Origin of the sequence: Agrobacterium sp. SOY23, assembly GCF_027212525.1 — a bacterium.
Taxonomy (GTDB): domain Bacteria; phylum Pseudomonadota; class Alphaproteobacteria; order Rhizobiales; family Rhizobiaceae; genus Agrobacterium; species Agrobacterium tumefaciens_I.
In genome coordinates, this window is the sequence record NZ_JAPWDT010000004.1 from 41,618 (window position 1) to 62,145 (window position 20,528).

A 20,528-nucleotide genomic window follows, 5' to 3' on the forward strand; every position below is an offset into this window, starting at 1 on the left:
GCCCCTCGTCTGCCTCGATCCGCAGCAGGATGGCCGTGAGCTTCGCCCGCTGGCGAACCGCAATTCCGGCACCTCGAACATGAAGATGTGATCAGGCTGAGCGGCTATCTTTGCTCTTCAGGACATCGAGAAGGATGGCCGCACCGGTTTCGCCTGGGGGGACGTCCGTGCGCAGACGCTGCTGCACCAGCGCATAACCTTCCAGCATCGCCTGTCGTTCGATGGTATCGGAAGACAGGCGTTCGGCCCAGCGCAGCATCGAACCTGCCCGGACCACTTCGTTGAAATATTCCGGCACCACGGCATAGTCCGCAATCAGGTTCGGCAGTGCGCCCGTCCAGGTCTTCACCCGCTTGCTCAGCATGGTGAAAATCCAGTCTGTCTTGTAGACGGAAATTGTCGGCACACCGGCCAGCGCCAGTTCGAGAATGACAGTGCCGGAAGCGGCTATGGCCGCATCGGCCTGCGCAAACGCATTCCACTTGAAGGCGGGATCTATGCCGATCTCGGGCCTGACATCTTCCGGCCATGTCGCGGCCAGTTCACGGAGACGGTTTTCCTGACGCTGAACGGTGGGCAGCACGAAACGGGTCGGGCCGTTGCGTTCCACGAAGGCTCTTGCCGCCTGCTGAAATGGCTCCATCAGCCGTGTCGTTTCGGTGGAGCGTGATCCCGGCAGGAGAAGAATGGTCTTCGACTGGCCCTGTTCCGGCAGAGGCCGCTCCGCTCGCCTCTGCCGCACCGCCAGCACATCGGGATCAACGCTCAGGCGATGGCCAACGAAGGTTGTCGGCGGGCCACCAAGGCGGCGCATTGCCTCCGGCTCGAAGGGCAGCAGCGCCAGAACGTGATCGACATAGGACAACATCGCGGTGGCGCGATATTCCTTCCACGCCCAGACGCTGGGGCAGACATAATTGACGACCGGCAGAGGCGGCAGTTGCTTGCGGACTTTTTTCGCGACGCGATGGGTGAAATCCGGACTGTCGATGATCAGCAGAACATCCGGCCTTGCGGCAATGATCGCCTGCGCAGTCTGGTTGATCCGCGCAATGAGCTTCGGCAGCTTCTTGAGAACCTGCGTGAAGCCCATGATGGAAAGTTCGGAATAATCGAACAGCGAGGTGAGCCCCTGCGCCTCCAGCGCTTCGCCGCCAACGCCCACCAGCTCCACAGGACCCGGATATTGGACTTTAAGCGACCGGATCAGATCCGCGCCGAGAAGATCGCCGGACACCTCACCGGCAATAACCGCCACTTTGAGTGCCGCCGTCATGCGTTCATGTCTCCGCCAACCATGTCGCCACCGAGTGACGTATCGATGCCGCAGACGAATATGCCCGCCTCATCCGCCGCTTTCAACATCGCCTCGCGATCAAGCACCAATGCTCGCCCGGCTTCGACAGCAATGCCCGCCAGCCCGGCTTTTTTCGCGTTTTCCACGGTTTCGATGCCGATGGTCGGCAGATCGGCGCGCACATCCTGCTGCGGTTTGCAGAGCTTGACCAGCACCCCCTTACGGCGTGGCGATATGCGGCCTTCGGCACGCAACGCCGCGACGCGCGCCAGCATGGCATCCGTACCCTCGACGCCTTCCAGCGCCACGATACGGCCGCCAACGGAGACCGCCCCCTGCCCGACATCGAGCTTGCCAAGCGCAAGCGCCGCCTCGGCAGCCTTGCGAATATCCTTCTGATCCTCCTCGGCAGGCTTCTGCCCGCCGAAAGGGCCTGTCGTTGCCAAAAGGCCGGGTGCAATCTCGTGCGCGCCGATGACCTTTGCGCCGAGCGTGCTGATGATCTTGATCACCATCTGCAGAACCGCATCATCGCCGCCCGAAAGCAGCGTTTTGACGATGGATGGCAATTTCAGCAGGATGCCGGCTGTGGGGCGGATTTCACGCCATTCCGGCCGCCGGGCGACACCGCCGGACAACACGACACGATCTACCTGGTTATCGCGCAGCAGACGACCAAGCCCGGCGACATCGCCAACGCTGATGACGGCATTGTCGAAACCGCTCCAGTCGAAACGGGAATCATCGCGCAAGCGCACGATGAAGGGGTTCTCACCCATCTCACGGGCGGCGGCCGCCACATAAAGCGGCAACTGGCCACTGCCGGCCACGATGGCGAGACGCCCGCCGCCTGTCACGGCTCACTTGCCCCGGTTGGGCGAAGAAATCGCGCGATCGGTGCCCGCGCCGATGAAATCGATGACTTCAAGCGCCTGCGGGCAATCCAGATAGTCATTGCGGTCGATGGCCGCCGCATTGCCGCGGATCGTACCCTCGGCCTCGAAAATCGCCTTGTAGACGCGTCTGACCTTGTGGATATCCGCGCGCTCGATGCCCGCGCGCGTCATGCCCACGACATTCAGGCCGCCGAGGATGCCGGGATTGCCGTTCAGCATACCGTAAGGGATCACATCGTAATTGACCGCCGACAGCCCGCCGATAAAGGCCTGACGGCCGATGCGGGTGAACTGATGCACAGCGCAACCGCCGCCCAGTATGGCGCGGTCCTCGATGGTGACATGGCCCGCCAGCATCACATTGTTGGACAGGATGATATGGCTGCCGAGGCGGCAATCATGCGCCACATGTGAATTGGCCAGGAAGAGATTGTCGTCGCCAATAATCGTCTTGCCACCGCCATCGGAACTGCCGGCATTCATCGTCACGCCTTCGCGCATGATGCAGCGCTCACCGATCTCGAGCGTCGTTTCCGAACCGTCGTGGCGAACCGCCTGCGGCGTACCGCCGATAACCGCCATGGGATGAATGACCGAACCGCGGCCGATGACGGTGAGGCCGGACACCACGGCGTGGTTGTGAAGCCGGACATCGTCATGCAGCGTTACCTTCGGTCCGACATAGGCAAGCGCACCGACGACAACGTTTTCACCGATGACCGCTCCGTCTTCGATGACGGCCGTCGGGTGAATTCTGGCCGAGGCCGCGATCGTGCTCATTGCTGGTCCTCGGGGATCATCATGGCGCCGACATCTGCCTCCGCCACCAGCGCACCGTCCACCTTCGCTTCGCAATGGAACTTGAAGACATTACCGCGCTGACGCTGCTTGGTGACATGGATTTCCAGACGATCACCGGGGATCACGGGTTTGCGGAAACGCGCATTGTCGATCGTCATGAAGTAAACCAGGTGACCACCCTCGCCCTGGCTGCGAGCGCATATCGCACCTGCTGTCTGGGCCATGGCTTCGACGATCAGAACGCCCGGCATGATCGGCCGGTCCGGGAAATGGCCGGTGAAATGCGGTTCGTTGACCGTCACATTCTTGATGCCGATCGCCGAATTATTACCGTCGATCTCGATGATCTTGTCGATCAGCAGGAACGGGTAACGATGCGGCAAAAGCTTCATGACTTCCAGAATGTCAGCCGCGCCAAGCGTCGTCTTCGTTTCTTCAGTCATTATTTTTCTCTCCTGTTTTTTTATCACGCCCTTCAGCGCGTGCCAGAATTTCGGCCATGTCGCGCAGGAAATATTTCATCGGTCGCGCAGGCGTTCCGCCATAACGGGCGCCTGCCGGTACGTCCGCCACAACACCGCTCATCGCCGCGATCTGCACGCCGTCGCCAATGGTGATATGGCCATTGATGCCGGCCGCGCCACCAATCATCACACCGTCGCCGATGCGGGTGCTGCCCGCAATGCCGACCTTGCTGACGATGCCGCAATGGCGGCCGATGCGAACGTTGTGGCCGATCTGGACCTGGTTGTCGATCTTGGTGCCTTCGCCGATGACCGTGTCATCCATGGTGCCGCGATCGATCGTGGTGTTGGCGCCGATCTCGACATTGTCCTGGATGATCACCCGGCCGATCTGCACGATCTTCAGCATGCCGCGCGGACCGGGCGCATAACCGAACCCGTCCTGACCGATGCGCGCACCATTATGGATAATCACATTATTACCGATGAGCGCGGCAAGAACGCTTGCGCCGCCGGCAATGGTGCAATCGCGCCCGATCTGCACATCCTGCCCGATGATGACGCCGGGGCCGATCCGCGTGCCGGCGCCGATATGGGCGCCAGCCCCGATCACCGCGAGCGACTCGACGATGACACCAGCCTCCAGCTTCGCCGATGGATCGACATGTGCCGCATGAGAAATTTCAGCTTCCATCCGCGCTATCGGACCGGGACGCATGGCGGAAGGATGCAGCAAGGCACCAACCTGCGCAAAAAGCGTGTGCGGGTTTTTCGATATCAGCGCAGGGGTGTGAGACGGAAGCATGTCTACAAGCGCCGCGTCACAAATGACGGCGCCAGCTTCGCAGGTTTGCAGCTCATCGCGGCTCTTGCGCGAAAGAATATAACAGAGCTGGTCCGGTTTTGCCCGGTAGACCGGCGCAACGGACCGAATGATCCGCTCCCCTGCCGTTTCATCAGACAGTTCCGCCCCAAAACGGTCTGCGATATCTTTCAATCGCAGTCCCTCGTGGGGCGGAAAAAAGGCGTTGTATTCCATCAGCCGGAAACTCCAGAACGTTCAAAGTTGCAGTTCTGGACTGCCGATATCAGAAAGTGTTGGACATGCCAAACCGGAAACGCTGTTCCTCGTCGTAGTCTTCCTTGGCGATCGGTACAGCATAGTCAACGCGGATCGGACCGAAGGGCGACGCCCACATCACGCCAACACCGGCAGAGGCGCGGATGGAGTTATCATCCTTCACACCTGCACTGTTGGCAACCTTGTTGCCATACAACGTACCGGCATCCACGAAGCCAGCAAGACGCAGGCCGAAATCTTCCGGAACACCAGGCATCGGAGCCGTGACTTCAGCAGAGGCCGCGAAATAGGTCGTGCCGCCGATGGAGTCGGAGCCGATACGCGGGCCAATACCGTCGTTCTTGAAGCCGCGAACCTGACGACCGCCAAACTTGAACTGATCGAAGACCAGCAGATTGTCGCCCGTCGGCACGACATGACCCGCCTGACCGGTGATCGAGCCGATGACATCGTACTCGTCTGACAGCGTGTAGAAGAAGCGCGCCTTGGCGTAGACCTTGTAATATTCGGAATCGCCGCCGAGACCTGCAAATTCGTTCGTCAGAGCAGCCTGCCAGCCTTCACGCGGCATGTTGCGGTCGTCGAGCGTATTGTAGTTCAGCGTGTTCGAGATGATGGACTGGGTCCAGTCGCCACCGCGAATCAAATCCTTGTAGGGCTCGGCAAGGTTGCTGCCGGTCTCCCAGTCGCCCTCACCATCATAGTTGAGCTGCTTGTAGGTATATTTGAACGTCGTCGAGAGGTCCTCGGTGATCGGCGCGGTCACGCGCAGCGAGAAGCCCTGCTCGTCGTAGTCGTAATAATCTTCGCTGCGGCTCTGGCTCTTGAACAGGTCGAAACCTGCGGCCAGACGGTAGCCAAGGAAATAAGGCTCGGTGAAGGACAGCGTATAGGTGCGCGCATCGTCTTCACCCGCACCCGCCGCGAGACGGATGTACTGGCCACGGCCGAGGAAGTTCTTTTCTTCGATGGATGCTTCGAGCAGAACGCCGTCGTTCTGCGAGTAACCCGCACCGATACCAAACGAACCCGTCGACTGGTCCTCGACATCGACAACGATCACGACGCGGTCCGGCGCACTGCCGCCGGCGGTCGAGATATTGACCTTGGAGAAATAACCGAGCGCTTCGAGACGGCGCTTTGCAGCGGTGATGACCGTCTGGTTGAACGCATCGCCTTCGGAAATATCGAACTCGCGACGGATGACGTAGTCACGCGTACGGGTGTTGCCGCGGATTTCGATACGCTCGACATAAGCGCGCTCGCCCTGATCGACGATGTAGGTCACGCCGATGGTGTTGCCAGCCATGTCGCGGTCGCCGCGCGGCGTAACACGGGCGAAGGGATAACCTTCACCGGCAACGCGCTTGGAAATCGCTTCCATGCTCTGCTGAACTTCCTTGGCGCTGTAGCTCGCACCCTGGCGGGTTTCCACGAGGCCCTGCAGCTCCGAACCGTCGACACCTGGAACAGTCGATTCGACCGCGACACCGCCGAAGTTGTAACGCTGACCTTCATCGACCGTGACGGTGATGTTGTATTCGTTCTTGGACTCGTCCAGCACAGCCTCGGAACCCACGACCCGGAAGTCGGCATAACCGCGATTGTAATAGAACTGGCGCAGCGCCTCTTCGTCGGCGCGCAGCTTGTCCTCGTTATAAACGTCCTTACGCGTCAGGAACGACAGCATGTTGGACTTCTTGGTATTGATGACAGCAGCCAGACGACCATCGCTGTAGGCATTGTTGCCAACGAAGTCGATACGGCCAATCTTCGTGCGCTCGCCTTCATTGATGACGAAAGCAATGTTCACGCGGCCCTGACCGACGGAAACGGTCTGCGTGGTGACTTCGACATCACTACGGCCGATGGCGGCGTAGGCTTCCTTGATGCGGGCAATATCCGCCGTCACGATGGCCTGGTTGAACGGGCCGAGCGACTGAGTCTGCACAATGCCGGTGAGCTTGTCGTCCTTGATCTTGCGATTGCCGTTGAAGACAACCTGATTGACCATCTGGTTCTCGTTGACCGTTACGACCAGCGTGCTGCCGGAAACGCGCATGGAGACATTCGAGAAATAACCGGTGGCGTAAAGACGCTTCACCGATTCATCGATGTCCGAATTGGAAAAGTTCTTACCCGGCGCAATGGTGATGTTGGAACGCACGGAGTCCGCACCGGACCGTTCAGCCCCGCGAACATCGATCTTGCTGATGACAGCTGCATTTGCAGCACCAGCAGAGGCAAGCACGCCAAGGCCCGCAACCGAAGAAACACCGGCAGACAGAGCAACCGCCGACACAGCGTTCAAAAATCTTGAACCAGCCTTCATTTCAATTCTTACCTTTTTACGTTGTCCCTCAGCGGGCGGAACCCGACTCCGGCCATGTGCGTCGTTTTACCTGCTTTTCCCCTACAAGCAAGCGTGAACGTTAAATTCTGTTTACTTCGTGCTCCAGAGTGGCTCATTCGCCACTTCGGCATAAAAACACGGTAAACAAATAACTAACAAAACCGTTAAAACACAATCCTCAGCCGATCAAGCTGCTGATATCATTCCATGTTGCAAAAACCATAAGACCCAAAATCATCATCATGCCGATACGGAACGCCACTTCCTGCGCGCCCGCGCCGAGCGGCCTGCCGCGGATGGCCTCAATGGCGTAGAATACCAGATGCCCACCGTCCAGAACCGGCACAGGCATCAGGTTCAACAGACCGATCGAGACGGAAAGAACGGCGGCGAGCTGGATAACGGCGGAAATGCCGAGCGTCGCCATCTGGCCGGAGGCCTGCGCCACACGCACCGGGCCGCCCAACTGATCGGCATTCATGCGCCCCGTCACGAGATTGCCGATATAATTGACGGTACCGGTTATGACGTGGCCCGTTTCGCGCACGCCCTCAACCAGAGCCTCCGACGGCGAATATTCGATATGACGGAAATTGCCGCTGGTCTGGTCGGTGACGATGCCGATAATACCCATTTCCAGCTTGTTGCCGAACTGGTCGGTGGTTTCGGTGCGTGTCGGGACCATCGGCAGCTTAAGCGCCTCGCCTGCCCTTTCGACTGTTACCGTAATCGGCGTACCCGGCCGGATGCCGACATAACGGCGAACATCCTCGAAGGTCGTCACTTTTTCACCGTCGATCGCCACCAGCCGGTCACCCGGGCGCACGCCGGCGGCGGCGGCGGCGCTGTTTTCACGCACCTCGGCCACGACCGGATCGGCGATCATCCGGCCATAGACACCGAAGAGCACCGCGAAGATGAGAATTGCGAGGATGAAATTTGCGATCGGGCCGGCAGCAACCGTGGCCGCCCTTTTCCACAGCTTTGCGCCGGAAAGGGTCTGCGCCCTCTCTTCCAGCGACATATGCGACAGGCCGGAACTGTCCGGCTTGCTTGCCGCATCTTCGTCGCCGAAGAACTTGACGTAGCCGCCGAGCGGAATCGCCGAAACCTTCCATCGCGTGCCACGCTTGTCGGTAAAACCGATCAGCTCCGGGCCGAAACCGATGGAGAATGCCGTGGAGCGGATGCCGCACCAGCGGCCGACAAGGTAATGACCCATTTCATGAACGAAAACGAGCAGGGAAAGCACCAGGATGAAGGGCACGATATAGCCGGTCAGAAAACCCGTCGCCGCCATTACTGTGTTCATGACAATCTGCCCTTTATGTCGTGACCTTTCGCGCCGCCTAGAAGCCCGGCAGCAGACCGCCGCCCGATCCGGGCACGTCGCCAGTTGCCGCTGCATGCACGAAAGCTATGAGGAATACCGTAAAGCAGGCGAAAACAAGACCGTCAACACGGTCCATGAAGCCGCCATGGCCCGGAATGAGATGACTGGAATCCTTGACCTGGAAACGCCGTTTCACGAAGGATTCGAAAAGATCGCCAATCTGGCTGAACACCGAGAGGATGAGGGCGAGCCCGAGCACCAGCAGGCTGATCCTGCCATGATAGGCCATGGAGACCGCCGCACCGCCGATCACCGCCGCCACCGCCCCGCCAATGGCACCGGACCAGGTCTTGCCGGGCGAAATCGAAGGTGCAAGCTTCGGCCCGCCAATGGCGCGTCCAACGAAATAGGCCAGGATATCCGTCGACCAGACGACGGCGAAAATGAACAGGATGGAGACGAAACCCGTCAGTTCATCACCACGAATGGCGGCGAGCGCTATGCCGCTCAGACCCGCATAAAGAATGCCGCCCACCAGCCACCAGTTCTTGCCGCGCAAGACCGGAAACAGCGCCGCGGTCAACGTGAATCCGGATAAAAGCGGCAGATCGAGCGAAGGTTCGCCAAAAATCGTATTGCCGGCGATGACGGCGACCGCGAACCAGCCCCAGGCATTGCCGGTGGAATTGGTTTCGGACAGCCGGGTAATCGTCGACCACTCATAATAGATGAGGATCGCCAGAAGGCCCGCGACGATGCGGAACAAGATGCCGCCATACCAGGTCGCGGCCAGAATGACCGCCGCCATGACGATTGCGGACACGATCCGCAGTCTGAGTTCACGGCTCATCAGGCGCCTGCCACGGCAACCTGCTCCGTGATTGCGCCAAAGCGGCGATCACGCGTTGCATATTGCTCGATTGCGGAGAAGAAGAGCTTCCGGTCGAAGTCCGGCCAATATTCGGGAACGAACAGGAACTCGGAATAGGCAGCCTGCCAGAGCAGGAAGTTCGACAGCCGCTCTTCGCCACTGGTGCGGATAATCAGATCCGGATCCGGCATTCCCGAGGTATCGAGTCTCGCCGAAATCATCTCAGGCGTAATGGCGTCGGCACTGAGTCGACCTTCGGCGACATCGCGGGCGATTGACGCTGTCGCACGCGCGATCTCGTCACGGCTACCGTAATTGAAGGCGATCACCAGCGTCAGCTTGGTGTTGTCCGCCGTCATATGCTCCGCCTCTTCAAGAAGGGAGCGTATATCGTTCTTAAGTCCCTGCCGGTCGCCGATGATGCGCACACGGACGTTTTCGCGATGCAGTTCCGCCAGGTCACGCCGGATGAAAGCCTTCAGGAGCCCCATCAGGTCGCTCACCTCGGCTTCGGGCCTGCGCCAGTTTTCCGAGGAGAAGGCGAACAGCGTGAGATAGCGTATTCCGCATTCACCGGCCGCACGCACGGTCTCGCGCACGGCCTCCACCCCGCGGCGATGCCCCATCACGCGCGGAAGACCGCGCTGTTTTGCCCAGCGGCCATTGCCATCCATGATGATGGCAACGTGCTCGGGTATGGAGGAACGTGTCGTCGTCGGCATATCGATCCAGTAACAGGCAGCGCGGAATTAAAACGGATAAAATACAGGTCTATCGCAAGCGATATCAGACCTGCATGATTTCCTTTTCCTTCTCGCCAAGCAAGCGGTCAATTTCCGAAATCGTGTCGTCGGTGATTTTCTGCACCTTTTCCGACTGTCCACGGCTTTCGTCCTGACCGATATCGCCGTCTTTTTCGGCTTTTTTCAGACCGTCCATGCCGTCTCGGCGCACATGGCGAATCGCCACTTTTGCTTTTTCGGAATATTCGTGGGCCACCTTGACGAGCGATTTGCGGCGTTCCTCGTTCAGTTCAGGCAGCGGAATACGCAGGTTCTGACCGTCGACAATGGGGTTGAGACCGAGATTGGATTCGCGGATGGCGCGGTCGACGGCATTGACCATCGACTTGTCCCAGATGTTGACGCCGAGCATGCGCGGCTCCGGAACGGTGATGTTCGCAACCTGGTTGAGCGGCACGCGCGAGCCATAGGCATCGATGGTCACCGGGTCGAGAATATTGGCCGAGGCGCGGCCGGTGCGCAGCGATGCGATATCGCTCTTGAACGCATTGATGGCACCATCCATACGGCGCTTGATATCGTTGAGGTCAATACCACTCATCTTGATACTCCATCTTGTCGGCCATGGCGGCCGTAATTCGCCCGTGGGGCGGCATCGTTTTGATTATTTGTCGTGCACGATGGTCTTGCGGCCGCCGCCGGTCAATATCTGCGTAAAACCACCCTTCTCGTGGATCGAGAAAACAATGATCGGGATGTGGTTTTCGCGCGCAAGCGCGACAGCGGCGACGTCCATGACCGCGAGCCCCTTGCCGAGCACTTCGCTGTGGGTCAGTTCGTCGAAACGGGTGGCCGTCGGATCCTTCTTCGGGTCGGCGGAGTAGATGCCGTCAACCTGGGTACCCTTGAAGATCGCCTCGGCGCCCATTTCCGCGGCGCGGAGTGCTGCGGCGGAATCGGTGGTGAAGAAGGGATTGCCCGTGCCGCCGGCAAAAATCACCACGCGACCCTGCGCGAGATGATGGAGCGCTGCGCGCTGCGAGAAGCTCTCACAGATTTCAGGCATGGCGATTGCCGAAAGAACGACGGTGTCAATGCTGAGCTTGCGCAGCGAGGTGGCAAGCGCCAGCGCGTTGATGACGGTGGCCAGCATGCCCATATGGTCGCCGGTAACGCGATCGCCGCCCTTGGACGCCACGGCCACGCCGCGGAAAATATTACCGCCGCCGACGACAACGCCGACTTCGACGCCCATCGCCCTCGCCTCGGCAATATCGGAGGCGATACGGTCGGCCACCGCCACATCGATACCGAAACCCTGATCGCCCATGAGGGCTTCACCGGAAGCCTTGAGAAGAACACGTTTGTAGATCGGCTTGGAAGACATCATGACTCCTCGGAAATGTAACCGAAACGCGGATACACGAAGGGCACCGCGTTGTCACGCGATGCCCTCCCGTTTTCCCAAGATTGGGTAAATATAATCAGCCCTTGGCGACGGCTGCGACTTCGGCTGCGAAATCGCTTTCTTCCTTCTCAACGCCTTCGCCGAGCAGCAGGCGAACCATGCCCGTCACTTCGATGGAAGCGCCGGCTTCCTTTTCGGCTGCCTTGACGGCGTCGCCGACGGTCAGGTCGGGGTTGATGACGAAAGCCTGCGACAGAAGGGCGACTTCTTCGAAGAACTTGCGCATGCGGCCATCAACCATCTTTTCGATGATGGCTTCCGGCTTGCCGGATTCACGGGCCTGTTCGATGAACACGTTGCGCTCGCGCTCGGCAACGGCGGCGTCAACTTCTTCAGCGCGGATGGCGAGCGGGTTGGTCGCAGCGATGTGCATGGCAACCTGGCGGCCGATGGAGTTCAGAACGGCCTTGTCGCCTTCCGACTTCAGGGCAACGAGAACGCCGAGCTTGCCGATGCCGTCGCCGGCAGCGTTGTGGATGTAGGTCGCAACAACACCATGCGGAACTTCGAGCGCTGCCGAGCGGCGGAGCGTCATGTTTTCGCCGATCGTTGCAATCGCGTCCTTGATGCTGTCGGAAACAGACTTGCCGGTTGCCGGATAGGTGGCAGCGGAAACAGCGTCAACGGTGCCGTTGGTGGTGAGGGCAACCTGGGCGATACCGCGGATGAGGTCCTGGAACGCGTCGTTGCGGGCAACGAAGTCGGTTTCGGAGTTCAGCTCGACAACAACAGCCTTGTGACCCATGGTGGCAACGCCGACCAGACCTTCGGCAGCCGTGCGGCCAGACTTCTTGTCGGCCTTTGCGATGCCCTTGGCGCGCAGCCAGTCGATTGCCGCTTCCATGTCGCCATTGGTTTCAGCAAGAGCCTTCTTGCAGTCCATCATGCCTGCGCCAGACTTCTCGCGCAGTTCCTTCACCATTGCGGCTGTGATTTCGGTCATTGTTTGCCTCTTATCGGTTCGATCGGTCAGCCGGCGGAATTTGCCGTGCCGAAGTTCTGGGTGATGACTGTACCCGGCCGCACACCCTCTGAAACCGGAGAGGATTTCAGGAAAGGGGCATGCGCATTCCCAAGTGCTGCGGCGTCTCCATGCATCGAAATGATGGGTGCCGCTGAAGTGTGACAGCGTTATGAAGACTGCCTTCCGTTTCAACCACATCAGACGCCAGCGGTTTCCTCAAAAACGTGACGGAGCGGTATGAAACGAACAAGGCCGTCAACCCGTGAAAGGTCTTTGACGGCCTTGTCATATCCTGGTCGAGGAGACGGCGATCGAAATCGCCGCCAGACAGGGCCTAAATCAGGCGCCAGCCTCGTCTTCGAGAGCGGGCTCGATCGGAGCTTCTTCAGAAGCGCCGATGTCGCGGCCGGAAGCGCCCTGCTGACGGGCGATACCGTCGATGGCAGCGCGGGCAATCAGGTCGCAGTAGAGCGAGATGGCGCGCGAAGCATCGTCGTTACCCGGGATCGGGTAGTCGATGTGGTCCGGGTCGCAGTTGCTGTCGATGATCGCAACGACCGGAATGCCAAGACGCTTGGCTTCTTCGATCGCGATCTTTTCCTTGTTGGTGTCGATGATGAACATCAGGTCCGGAACGCCGCCCATATCGCGGATACCGCCGAGAGCCTTTTCAAGCTTTTCGCGTTCGCGCTCGAGGTTCAGGCGTTCCTTCTTGGAGTAGCCGGAAGCTTCCGAGTTCAGGATCTCGTCAACCTTGCGCAGGCGCTGGATCGAGTTCGAGATGGTCTTCCAGTTGGTCATCATGCCGCCGAGCCAGCGGGAGTTGACGTAGTACTGGGCCGAACGCTTTGCGCTGTCGGCGATGATTTCCGACGCCTGGCGCTTGGTGCCAACGAACAGAACGCGGCCACCACGGGCAACGGTGTCGGACACGACCTGAAGGGCGCGCGACAGCATCGGAACGGTCTGAGCCAGGTCGATGATGTGGATGTTGTTACGGTCGCCGAAGATGTACGGCTTCATCTTCGGGTTCCAGCGGTGCGTCTGGTGGCCGAAGTGAACACCAGCTTCCAGAAGCTGACGCATAGAAAAATCGGGCAATGCCATGCCTTGTTACTCCTTTTCCGGTTTAACCCCCGCGAAGCGAACAGCGCCGATTTTCATCGACACCACCGGGCGGAACGGACCGGATTTCTCCCGGAACATCCCAAGCTTCGCGTGTGGAATGGTGAGCCGCATACAGTCGCCCGCATGAAAATGCAAGCATTTATGCGAAAAAACCGCGAGAACGGCCCGTGTTTCAGCGAACCGGCTTGTTTTCGCAGGTTTCCGGCTTGAGAATATCAAGCTTCGCAAGCTTTCCCGTCAGGACGAAATCGCCGTAATCCATCGTCAGATCGCGGGTGATTCCGTTTTCGTAAAGCTTGAACGACATGCGGTAGATCGGCAGGGCGTCGGTGCCGGTCTTATCGTTGTAATAGGCGATCGTCACCGGCCAGAACGCGGCTTTGCCGAATTCGCCCGCCTTGCCGGCTTCCGCATCGCCATCCTTCGGCATCTGCGACTTGCCGAGCAGCGTCGACGTGATCAGGCTTTCATCGCCGTCATCCGACCCGTCGAAAATGCGCGATTCGAAGATGCGCTTTCCCTGCCTGGCGTTTTCGATGACCTGGAACATGTGCTGGGTTGGAAACTCGCTGGCGACGAGATTGACCTGGCGGGCATCCGGGCGGGTCAGATCGACCTTCACGCCCTCATTATTGTCGGTCGCAGCCCCCTGCACTTCCTTGTCCAGCTTGTCGTCGGTGTAGGACTTGGTCTCGAAGGTGAATTTCTTCGCCGCAAGATCCTCGAAGGTCGTGGTCTGCTGATCGGTCATGCGCACGGCGTCGCCGGTGTTGATCTGCGTCACGAAACGGAAATCCGTCTTGTAACCCTGACAGGCCGAGCCGGTGAATTCATAGACCATACGCCCCGTCATGCCCTCGATGCCGGAGCGATCGGACGCATCCTTGAGCTCGAGGTCGTAGACGGCGCGGTGCGCTACGAGATCCGGAACCGCGACTGGCAAGGCATTGGCGGCGTTCGACAGGCCGGTCATAAGCCCTGTTGCGGCAACGAAACCAAGCGTCCTGACAAACATGCAATATCTCCTGTTGGACTCGCCGCTCATATTGTACAAGCAACCGCCCGGCTTTTGGATCAACATCTTCTGAATGCCGGATTCTTGAAGGATTTACAACAAAACCGGAGACGAAAATGTCGGACGTCATCGAAGGCCGCCTCAAGGAACTTGGCTTTACGCTTCCTGTCGCGGCAGCACCAGCCGCAAACTATGTTCCGTTCACCATCAGCGGCAATCTGCTTTATGTATCGGGTCAACTGCCGATGGAATCGGGCAAGATTGCGGTGACAGGCCTCGTTGGCCGCGATGTAGACGTCGCGGGCGCCCAGCGCGCCGCCGAATTATGCGCCGTCAACATTCTCGCACAGGTCAAGGCCGCTTTGAATGGCGACCTCTCGAAAATTCGCCGCGTCGTCAAGCTGAACGGCTTTGTTGCGTCGGTTCCGGAGTTCGTGGAACAGCACCTCGTCATCAACGGCGCTTCCAATCTCATTGCCAATGTTCTCGGTGAGCCCGGCAAACATGCCCGCGCCGCCGTCGGCATGGCCTGCCTGCCCTTTAATGCCGCCGTCGAAATCGACGCCATCGTGGAAATCGACGTATGACGCTGAAACTCTCCTGGCTGACGGCTGAGCCCGTCGCCCATCGCGGTTATCATGATCTCAACAAGGCGGTATGGGAAAACACGCTCTCCGCCTTTTCTCGCGCCATCGAGGCCGGTTTCGCCATTGAATGCGACGTGCAGCTGGCAGCGGACAGCGTGCCAGTGGTTTTCCATGACCACGATCTGGAAAGGCTGACCGGCATCAAGGGCGATGTGCGGGAACGCACATCGGCCGAGCTGTCGCTGCTTGCCGTTGGCCAGACCGGCGACCGGGTCCCTACCCTCAAGCAGCTTCTCGCGCTCTGCGCCGGCAAGGTGCCGCTGGTCATCGAGCTGAAGGGCCGTGCCGGCGAAGGTGTCGATGACGGTTTTGCCGAGGCGGTGCTGGAAGACCTCGAGGGCTACAAGGGCCATGTGGCGCTGATGAGCTTCGATCATCATTTGCTGAAGGACCTGAAGGCTGCGGGTTCGCCCTGGCCGCTGGGGCTGACCGCCGAAGGCGACAAGCCGGAAGACTTCTTCAAACATGACGAAGCGATGCAGCTGGGGCTCGATTTCATCTCCTATCATTGGGGGCACCTGCCCAACAGCTTCATCGAAGCGCAAAGAAAACTCGGGCTTCCGGTGATTACCTGGACTGTCAGGGATGAAAATGCGCGTGCGACTACCTATAAATATGCGGACCAGATGACATTCGAAGGTTTCGACCCGAGAGAGAACCCCTCCGCCACGGCATGACAGACGACTATTCCATAAGCATTGCGCAATCCTTCGCGGATATCGATCCGGAAAGCTGGAAACGGCTTTCCGGGACATCACGTAATGCATCAGGAAAATACTACAACCCATTTATTTCCCATGAATTTCTATCCTCCATGGAGGAGTCTGGCTCGGCGACGGCAAAGACCGGCTGGCTTGGACACCATCTGCTGCTCGAAGATACTGCGGGCACGCTCGTCGGCGCTGTTCCGGCCTATCTGAAGAACCACAGCCAGGGCGAATATGTGTTTGACCATGGCTGGGCGGATGCTTTCGAAAGGGCTGGCGGCCACTATTATCCGAAACTGCAATGTTCGGTTCCCTTCACGCCTGCGACCGGCCCGCGGCTGCTTGTTGCCGAAACGGCCGACGCCACGCGCTTCAAGCCGCTTCTGGCCTCCGGTCTCGCGCAGGTGACGGAAAAGATCGGCGTTTCCTCGGCACATGTCACGTTTTTGCAGGAAGACGACCTCTCCGCTCTTCTGCCGCACGATTTCCTGCATCGGACCGACCAGCAATTCCACTTCATCAATGACGGTTATCGCGACCATGATGATTTTCTCGAGGCCCTCTCTTCACGCAAGCGCAAGGGGCTGAAAAAGGAACGCCGCGCGGCGCTGGAACACGGCATCGAGATCGACTGGCTGACCGGAAGCGATCTGACCGAGGATATCTGGGACCAGTTCTTCGCCTTCTACATGGATACCGGCAGCCGCAAATGGGGCCGGCCCTATCTGACGCGGGAATTTTATTCGCTGATCGGCGAACGCATGGCCGATGACGTACTGCTGGTCATGGCGAAACGCGAGGGGCGCTATATTGCTGGCGCGATCAACTTCATCGGTTCGGATGCGCTTTATGGCCGTCATTGGGGCTGCATCGAGGACCATCCCTTTCTGCATTTCGAAGTCTGTTACCATCAGGCGATCGATTTCGCGCTTTCCAGGGGATTGAAACGGGTCGAAGCCGGAGCCCAGGGCGAACACAAGCTGGCGCGCGGTTATGTGCCGGTCACCACCCATTCGGCGCATTTCATCGCCCATCCGGGCCTGCGCCGCGCCATTGCCGATTATCTTCAGCGCGAGCGCGAAGAGGTCGAGCATATCGGCGACTATCTGGAAGACCATACGCCCTTCCGCAAGGGCGAGAGACAGGAGCCGGACGTATAGTCCGCATAGAGGAGAGACCACGATGACGGCCAGCGCCTATGACGACAACAATATCTTCGCGAAAATCCTGCGCGGCGAAATTCCGAGCCACAAGCTCTACGAGGATGAACACACGCTGGCCTTCATGGATGTGATGCCGCAGGCCCCCGGCCATCTGCTCGTCGTTCCGAAAACCGGCTCCCGCAACCTGCTCGATGCCGACCCGGAAGTGCTGGCGAGGACCATTCCCGTTGTGCAGAAACTCGCCGTCGCGGCGAAGGAAGCCTTCGATGCAGATGGTGTCTTTGTCGCCCAGTTCAACGAACCGGCGGCCGGCCAGACCGTGTTCCACCTGCATTTCCACGTCATTCCGCGCAAGGAAGGCGAGCCGCTGAAGCCGCATTCCGGCGTGATGGCCGATGGCGAAGTATTGAAGGCCCACGCGGAGAAGATTAGGGCGGCGCTCGCTTCGTGAAGAGCGTCAAGACGCATGGGCGTTTGGCAGCAGGACCACGGTATCCGCAGGCCGTCACCCCGGACCTGATCCGCGGTCCAGCGCGATCAGGTCCTTGATCGCGGGAGACTCTTTCACGGCGCAGACGCGCCGTGCTGGATGCCGGATCTAGTCCGGCATGACGACAATGGTGTTTTTTATCACTCGACAGGACGGTACGCGTTCCTCTCCGGCCACGGCCAGCCTTCGAGCACCGTCATATCCGGCCGGAAGATTTCCACCTTCAGCGGATAACAGGCCGCCGTATCGCTCGAATGCGTGGCGCTGCAATCACCGCCCGGGCAGGCGGAAAGCGCGCCTATGAGATCGATTTCCGCAAAAAACTCCAGATAGTCCCCGGGCCGCACCGGGCTTGCCTTCATGAAATATTGATGTGTATCGCGGGTGAAACCCGTGCACATGAAGACATTCAGTACATCATGCGCATGCGGCTCGGCCTCGCGGAACGACAGGCCCTTGGCCGAAGCAAGCGCATTCGTAAGGTTCGAATGGCAGCAATGGTGATAGTCGCCGCCACTCAGCAATTTGTTGGTATAAGGATCGCAGCGTGTGCCGATCACGTCATGCACACCGCCGCCATCCTCGTCGAAGCCATACCATGACAGCGTATCATGGGTGATGGTCGCCATCGGCCGCAGGGATGGCAGATTGCTCCACAGCCGGTTGCCGACGGATACATGGGTGGCATGCAGCGCACGGGTCTTGCCGCTGAAAAAGCGCTCGCTCAGATCATGGGCGTTCCACAGGTTCAAATCTCCGACCTGCGGCCCTTCGATGCTGACGATGCGGAAGAAATGCCCCTTCGGCACATGAAAGCTGCGGCCGTCGCGCGGCGGCACGATGACCTCATCGATCTTTTCCATGCCCTCCCTGGCCCTTTGCAGCCTTGCAAGGTCCGGCACCTCCAGCGTGCCGTTCGGGTAGACAACGACGGGACGGACGGCTCGGCGCGTGGCGGCATCCACGGGTTCGGCATTGGGCATTGGGGGCATGGCGGGCATGAAATCCTCGGAGCGATGAAATATCGCTGCGAAATTGCGGCATGAAGGCCTATCTGGCAAGACGGGTTTTTCTTGCGCTCAGCCCAAGCCTCACTTACCCTTGCGATCATGACGCTTCCGCCGCTCGCCACCCTCCGCGCTTTCGAAGCCGCCGCCAGAAGAACGAGTTTTTCTTTGGCCGCGCAGGAACTGGGCATGACGGCGACCGCCGTGAGCCAGCATGTGCGCAATCTGGAAGCATGGCTCGGCGTTCCGCTTTTCGAACGGCACGCGAGAGGCGTGGCACTCACCCCGGCCGGAAAGGAATTCGGCGGCACGGTTTCGGCCAGCCTGCGGCAGATCGCTTCCGGCGCGGAACGCATCCGTAAGGGCCGCGAACGCAAGACTGTCCGGCTTGCCAGCCTGCCCTCGGTGGTGACGTATTTTCTCACACCCCGCCTGCCGCGCTTCCGGGCGCTGCATCCCGACATACAGGTATCAATCAGCTATTCCGGGGCGCATCAGGCAAAGTCGGCCGACCTGACCATAGGGCATGGGGTGGCTTCCGGTAAAAATGCCGTGGCGCTTTTCAGTGCCGAGACACGCCCGACCTGCGCACCGGGCTACGCCGCCGAGTTCGGCCCTTTCGATGAGGTTGCCAGCCTGCTGCAGGCGGAACTGCTGCATGACGACACCGAGGCGGCATGGCGGGACTGGTTCGCAGCCGAAGGCCTGTCCCTGCCGGATGGCGCCGGCCCCGTTTTTGCGGATTTCAACCTGCTCGTGACCGCCCTCAAGGCGGGACAAGGAATCGGCCTTTGCCCGACGGCGCTTTTGCGCGATGAAATTGCCAATGGCCAACTGACCGTGCTTTTCGAGCGCGCCGCCGATACGGAAAAATATTACTGGCTGATGGAGGCAGAAGAGATGAGTGCGCCGGCCCGGCTTCTTGCGGATTGGCTGGTGGCGGAGGCACACCGAAGCGATCTCTGACATCGAATCAGCCGGTGTTAGAAACCGAGCCCAAACAGCCCACCGGCCAGGAGCAGGATCGGAACCGCCACCCCGACGATGACGCGCTGGCCCGCCATCAGGAATGCGATGAAACCAAGCGAAGCCGCACCGATGCGCAGCCACATCGGCGAGGCTTCCAGCGTTCCGGTCGGAAAGACGATGAGTTTCGCAGTGACGGCCATGACGAGTGCTGTGGCAACCGCCCGCACCCAATAAAGCGCCTCGGAATCCTCCTTCAGCCGGTTGCCGGCAAGCACACCGAGCCAGCGCCAGAAATCGGTCGCCAGCCAGCCGGCAATGGCGATGAAGAGATAGGGCGCCCACCAGTTCTCGCTCATCATGGTTCGCTCTCTGGTGAAACGGGTTTGATCCTGCGACGGAAAACGAAGCGGTCAATGAGATAAGCCACCGTCCCGCCGCCGATGCCGGCATAAAGAATGTCGAATTCCGGCGCGATCACCGCAAAGGCCGGTCCGGCGATGACGCCGATGACGAAGGCGACTTTGACAACGGAATGACGGGCCGAAGCCCAGATGGATGCGATGAAATAAACCGGCGTCAGGAAGAACAGCACACCCGCAACGAGCGGCGGAAAGGCAGCGACAACACCGTAACACAGGCCGACAATGATGGCATTAACGACGGTGAGCGTGATGCCGAAACCGGCAAACCAGGCGGCGCGCGCTTCACGCGGCACCTTGGAGAGATTCTGTGTGGCAAAAACCCAGGCCGTGATTGCGACGAAATGGGAGAGAAACAGCAAGATCCATGTCGGCGTCTTCGCACCGCGCATTTCCGGAACGATGGAGGCGACCATCGGCATCATCCGGACCGAAGATAGGGTGACCGCCAGAAAGCAGGCGGCAAGGTTGGCGCCGCCGACCATGGAGCCGATCAGGATCATCTTGGCCGGCAGGGCCCAGATCACCAGCGTCATGAACACCGCTTCGCCACGCGCGACACCCGACTCCAGCGCAAAGGCGCTGAAACCGACAAAAGATGTCATGAGAATGAGCGAGGGTAGCGAAAATATGCCCCGCATTCCCCGGAAGAACCAGCCGCTGAGGGGGATGGCATCGCTGTCGGCAGTTTGCATTCGGCTTCCACTATGCA

General features: G+C 59.7%; 22 protein-coding genes. 5 read left to right on the forward strand and 17 right to left on the reverse strand.

Going from position 1 to position 20,528, the window contains the following annotated elements:
- Window positions 1-91 precede the first annotated feature (91 nt).
- The 14 genes from lpxB to O3S81_RS12495 all read right to left on the reverse strand — a co-directional run bounded on the left by lpxB (window position 92) and on the right by O3S81_RS12495 (window position 14,414).
- A complete protein-coding gene (gene lpxB, locus O3S81_RS12430; protein WP_269343602.1) occupies window positions 92-1,276 on the reverse strand; it encodes a lipid-A-disaccharide synthase in 1,185 nt (394 codons plus the stop codon).
- Window positions 1,273-2,154, reverse strand: a complete 882-nt coding sequence (locus tag O3S81_RS12435) for an LpxI family protein (RefSeq protein ID WP_269343604.1) — start codon at window positions 2,152-2,154, stop codon at window positions 1,273-1,275. Before O3S81_RS12435 ends, lpxB begins: the two co-directional genes overlap by 4 nt.
- 3 nt (window positions 2,155-2,157) lie before the next feature.
- Window positions 2,158-2,973 (reverse strand): acyl-ACP--UDP-N-acetylglucosamine O-acyltransferase, encoded by an 816-nt coding sequence (gene lpxA, locus O3S81_RS12440; protein ID WP_269343606.1) that lies wholly within the window; start codon window positions 2,971-2,973, stop codon window positions 2,158-2,160.
- Window positions 2,970-3,437, reverse strand: coding sequence for a 3-hydroxyacyl-ACP dehydratase FabZ (gene fabZ / locus O3S81_RS12445; protein WP_269343608.1), 468 nt, complete (start codon window positions 3,435-3,437; stop codon window positions 2,970-2,972). The genes lpxA and fabZ overlap by 4 nt, the downstream gene beginning before the upstream one ends.
- A complete protein-coding gene (gene lpxD, locus O3S81_RS12450; RefSeq protein ID WP_269343609.1) occupies window positions 3,430-4,497 on the reverse strand; it encodes a UDP-3-O-(3-hydroxymyristoyl)glucosamine N-acyltransferase in 1,068 nt (355 codons plus the stop codon). Before lpxD ends, fabZ begins: the two co-directional genes overlap by 8 nt.
- 49 nt (window positions 4,498-4,546) lie before the next feature.
- Window positions 4,547-6,871 carry an outer membrane protein assembly factor BamA gene (gene bamA / locus O3S81_RS12455; protein ID WP_269343610.1) on the reverse strand — a complete coding sequence of 775 codons (2,325 nt, stop codon included), beginning with the start codon at window positions 6,869-6,871 and terminating at the stop codon, window positions 4,547-4,549.
- A gap of 199 nt (window positions 6,872-7,070) precedes the next feature.
- On the reverse strand, window positions 7,071-8,192 hold the full coding sequence (gene rseP, locus O3S81_RS12460) for an RIP metalloprotease RseP (protein ID WP_269344413.1): 1,122 nt from the start codon (window positions 8,190-8,192) through the stop codon (window positions 7,071-7,073).
- 49 nt (window positions 8,193-8,241) lie between these two features.
- On the reverse strand, window positions 8,242-9,075 hold the full coding sequence (locus O3S81_RS12465) for a phosphatidate cytidylyltransferase (protein WP_269343611.1): 834 nt from the start codon (window positions 9,073-9,075) through the stop codon (window positions 8,242-8,244).
- The gene (locus O3S81_RS12470; RefSeq protein ID WP_269343612.1) at window positions 9,075-9,818 is read right to left on the reverse strand and encodes an isoprenyl transferase; all 744 of its coding nucleotides are present in this window, start codon (window positions 9,816-9,818) and stop codon (window positions 9,075-9,077) included. The genes O3S81_RS12465 and O3S81_RS12470 overlap by 1 nt, the downstream gene beginning before the upstream one ends.
- 64 nt (window positions 9,819-9,882) lie before the next feature.
- Window positions 9,883-10,440 (reverse strand): ribosome recycling factor, encoded by a 558-nt coding sequence (frr, locus tag O3S81_RS12475; protein WP_269343614.1) that lies wholly within the window; start codon window positions 10,438-10,440, stop codon window positions 9,883-9,885.
- A gap of 63 nt (window positions 10,441-10,503) precedes the next feature.
- On the reverse strand, window positions 10,504-11,226 hold the full coding sequence (pyrH, locus tag O3S81_RS12480; RefSeq protein ID WP_269343616.1) for a UMP kinase: 723 nt from the start codon (window positions 11,224-11,226) through the stop codon (window positions 10,504-10,506).
- A 97-nt stretch (window positions 11,227-11,323) separates the two neighbouring features.
- Complete coding sequence (gene tsf, locus O3S81_RS12485) at window positions 11,324-12,250, reverse strand: translation elongation factor Ts (RefSeq protein ID WP_269343618.1); 927 nt, start codon at window positions 12,248-12,250, stop codon at window positions 11,324-11,326.
- 360 nt (window positions 12,251-12,610) lie between these two features.
- On the reverse strand, window positions 12,611-13,378 hold the full coding sequence (rpsB, locus tag O3S81_RS12490) for a 30S ribosomal protein S2 (RefSeq protein ID WP_003496241.1): 768 nt from the start codon (window positions 13,376-13,378) through the stop codon (window positions 12,611-12,613).
- Window positions 13,379-13,571: 193 nt separating this feature from the next.
- Entirely contained in the window at window positions 13,572-14,414 is an 843-nt protein-coding gene (locus O3S81_RS12495) for a cell envelope integrity EipB family protein (RefSeq protein WP_269343621.1), read from the reverse strand.
- Between the two features lie 116 nt (window positions 14,415-14,530).
- On the opposite strand from O3S81_RS12495, the gene O3S81_RS12500 reads away from it, so the two are divergent.
- Genes O3S81_RS12500 through O3S81_RS12515 form a run of 4 tightly spaced genes read left to right on the forward strand, consistent with a single transcriptional unit; the run spans window position 14,531 to window position 17,382 of the window.
- Window positions 14,531-15,001, forward strand: coding sequence for a RidA family protein (locus O3S81_RS12500; RefSeq protein WP_269343622.1), 471 nt, complete (start codon window positions 14,531-14,533; stop codon window positions 14,999-15,001).
- Complete coding sequence (locus tag O3S81_RS12505) at window positions 14,998-15,738, forward strand: glycerophosphodiester phosphodiesterase (protein WP_269343624.1); 741 nt, start codon at window positions 14,998-15,000, stop codon at window positions 15,736-15,738. Before O3S81_RS12500 ends, O3S81_RS12505 begins: the two co-directional genes overlap by 4 nt.
- A complete protein-coding gene (locus O3S81_RS12510; protein ID WP_269343626.1) occupies window positions 15,735-16,928 on the forward strand; it encodes a GNAT family N-acetyltransferase in 1,194 nt (397 codons plus the stop codon). The genes O3S81_RS12505 and O3S81_RS12510 overlap by 4 nt, the downstream gene beginning before the upstream one ends.
- A gap of 22 nt (window positions 16,929-16,950) precedes the next feature.
- Window positions 16,951-17,382 carry an HIT family protein gene (locus O3S81_RS12515; protein WP_269343628.1) on the forward strand — a complete coding sequence of 144 codons (432 nt, stop codon included), beginning with the start codon at window positions 16,951-16,953 and terminating at the stop codon, window positions 17,380-17,382.
- A gap of 179 nt (window positions 17,383-17,561) precedes the next feature.
- Here the strand turns inward: O3S81_RS12515 and O3S81_RS12520 are convergent, their stop codons facing one another.
- Window positions 17,562-18,413, reverse strand: coding sequence for an urea carboxylase-associated family protein (locus tag O3S81_RS12520; protein WP_269344415.1), 852 nt, complete (start codon window positions 18,411-18,413; stop codon window positions 17,562-17,564).
- Window positions 18,414-18,530: 117 nt separating this feature from the next.
- Between O3S81_RS12520 and O3S81_RS12525 the strand changes: the two genes are divergently transcribed.
- Window positions 18,531-19,394 (forward strand): LysR substrate-binding domain-containing protein, encoded by an 864-nt coding sequence (locus O3S81_RS12525; RefSeq protein ID WP_269344416.1) that lies wholly within the window; start codon window positions 18,531-18,533, stop codon window positions 19,392-19,394.
- Between the two features lie 17 nt (window positions 19,395-19,411).
- On the opposite strand, the gene O3S81_RS12530 is transcribed toward O3S81_RS12525, so the two are convergent.
- Both O3S81_RS12530 and O3S81_RS12535 read right to left on the reverse strand, forming a co-directional pair.
- Window positions 19,412-19,756: an AzlD domain-containing protein gene (locus O3S81_RS12530; protein ID WP_269343630.1), complete on the reverse strand. Its 345-nt coding sequence runs from the start codon at window positions 19,754-19,756 to the stop codon at window positions 19,412-19,414.
- Window positions 19,753-20,511, reverse strand: a complete 759-nt coding sequence (locus O3S81_RS12535) for an AzlC family ABC transporter permease (protein ID WP_269343632.1) — start codon at window positions 20,509-20,511, stop codon at window positions 19,753-19,755. The genes O3S81_RS12530 and O3S81_RS12535 overlap by 4 nt, the downstream gene beginning before the upstream one ends.
- Between the last annotated feature and the right edge of the window lie 17 nt (window positions 20,512-20,528).